Origin of the sequence: Kitasatospora sp. MY 5-36, from assembly GCF_001182915.1 — a bacterium.
Classification (GTDB): domain Bacteria; phylum Actinomycetota; class Actinomycetes; order Streptomycetales; family Streptomycetaceae; genus Kitasatospora.
In genome coordinates this window covers 1-1,724 of the sequence record NZ_LFVW01000542.1, presented here as the reverse complement: position 1 = coordinate 1,724, position 1,724 = coordinate 1, and the positions used below count along the sequence as shown (strand labels likewise).

Genomic DNA, 1,724 nt, shown 5'->3' with positions numbered 1-1,724 from the left:
CCGGCATCAGCATGCTCAGCCAGTACGCGGCCGTCTCCTCGGCGCGGCGGAGGAGGCGCTGCGCGAGGGCGGGGTGCGGAACCGGGACGGCGGGCACGCCCTGAGCCCCGCCGAACGGCGCGTGGCCGAACTGGCGGCGGCGGGGCACACCAACGCCCAGATCTCCTCCGCGCTCTGCCTCACCCGCCGCACCGTGGAGACCCACCTCACCAACGCCTACCGGAAGCTGCGGATCGCCCGGCGCACCCAGCTGGTGGCGGCGCTGGAGCGGTAGCGGCCACGGACGCGCCCCCGCCCGGGCGCGGACGCACCCGGGCGGGGGCGGCCGGTTCGACCCGGCCCGGCGTGATCAGGGCCCCGGCACCGGATCCCGCGTCATGACTCGGCGTCAGGACTTCGGCGTCAGGACTTCGACAGGGTGAAGGAGACCGCGGCGTTGTCGCCGCTGCCGCCCTGCCAGGTGCACTTGTACCCGGCCGGCGCGTCGCAGCTGTAGCCGTTGCTGCCCCAGTACGGGTTGTTCCAGTGCAGCTTGACCTCGCCGCCGTTGTCGAGCGTGTAGGTGATGTTGCCCTCGGTCCCGGTCGCGAACCCGCAGGACTCGCTCTGCCAGCTGGAGGACTTCGTGTTGGGGATGTAGTCGGACGGCAGCATGTCGTTCGTCCAGCAGCCGTGGTCGAGCTTGTCCCACGTCTTGGTCAGGCCGGACCCGCTGCCGTTGGAGAGCGTGACCTTCGTGGAACGGTCCGCGGCGACCAGCGGCACGTTCGCCGCCGCGCTCTCGGCGGCCGGGCGCTGCGCCGCCGAGGCCTGCGGCCCGTCCTGTCCGGCCGCGGCCTGCGCGGACGGGGCGAGGGCGACCGCTCCGGCCGCCATCAGCACGGCGGTGAGGGCGCCCGCGGCCGTGCGGCCCAGACCGGTCATGGAGGTCGTACGCTGCATGGGTCTACCAACTCTCTTCTCGGCTGGACGAGCGGACACGCGTCACGCTCGCCTTGGTCCCGTCCGGAGGGGGGCGCCGCGGCTGGGTGCCGGCGCCGGGTGACTCACTGGCTGTGGAGACTCACTGGATGTAGAGCTCCCAGGTCTCCACGCCGTTGTCCCAGATCTTCTCGATCCTCATCGCGATGGCGCTCCCGAGGCCGTACAGCACCCAGTACGCGGCCTCGGCGGCGAACTGGGAGTTGTACCGGCCGACCCAGTGCCAGATGTCGAGCGCCTGCGCCGACGCGCCTTCCTGGACGGCGGGCGCCGCGACGGGCGCCGGCGCGGCGTGCGCCGGGGCGGGGGAGGCCGCGGCGGCGTAGGCCTGGGCGGTACCGCCGACGAGAACCGCGGCCGCGAGAGCCGCGCTGAGCGAGACCGCTCCGATTCGCCTGTTCATGACAAATGTCCCTTCTGGGCGTTCCACGTGAACAGCCGGTCACCCGGGGCCGATCGGTCCCGCCCCGACCCGGCTGCGGGGTGCGGTGGCAGTCACAGACTGGCATCCGACCGCCACGCTCGGGCATCGTGGAAAACCGCGAACTTGGCACGGCGGGCGTCCGGCCGAAGGCCCCCGAGCGGCGCCGCGACGGCGCGCTCGGGGGCCGGTACGCACCCGCGACGGGGTCAACTCGCCGCAGCGGCCGCCAGTTCGGCCGCGGCGTCGGCGCAGCCCCAGCTGAGCGTGACGCCGGCGCCCCCGTGGCCGTAGTTGTGGACGGTCCGGCCGTCCGGCTCCG

Annotated in this window: 3 protein-coding genes and 1 pseudogene; 1 reads left to right on the top strand and 3 read right to left on the bottom strand. The window is 73.8% G+C overall.

Translation table 11 applies throughout. From position 1 onward, the window contains the following. Positions 1 to 274: response regulator transcription factor (locus AE652_RS29545; protein WP_159028582.1), on the top strand; the 274-nt coding region annotated here is incomplete at its 5' end. 128 nt (positions 275 to 402) lie between these two features. On the opposite strand, the gene AE652_RS29540 is transcribed toward AE652_RS29545, so the two are convergent. The 3 genes and pseudogenes from AE652_RS29540 to AE652_RS45430 all read right to left on the bottom strand — a co-directional run. Next, a complete protein-coding gene (locus tag AE652_RS29540; protein WP_082346053.1) occupies positions 403 to 942 on the bottom strand; it encodes an aegerolysin family protein in 540 nt (179 codons plus the stop codon). 121 nt (positions 943 to 1,063) lie between these two features. Beyond that, positions 1,064 to 1,384, bottom strand: a complete 321-nt coding sequence (locus AE652_RS29535; RefSeq protein WP_049656991.1) for a hypothetical protein — start codon at positions 1,382 to 1,384, stop codon at positions 1,064 to 1,066. A gap of 227 nt (positions 1,385 to 1,611) precedes the next feature. Next, positions 1,612 to 1,724 (bottom strand): annotated as a pseudogene (locus AE652_RS45430) (amino acid oxidase); the annotation flags it as partial.

Coding starts and splice junctions, on each gene's coding strand:
- AE652_RS29540 (WP_082346053.1), bottom strand. CDS start 942: ATGCAGCGTACGACCTCCATGACCGGTCTGGGCCGCACGGCCGCGGGC.
- AE652_RS29535 (WP_049656991.1), bottom strand. CDS start 1,384: ATGAACAGGCGAATCGGAGCGGTCTCGCTCAGCGCGGCTCTCGCGGCC.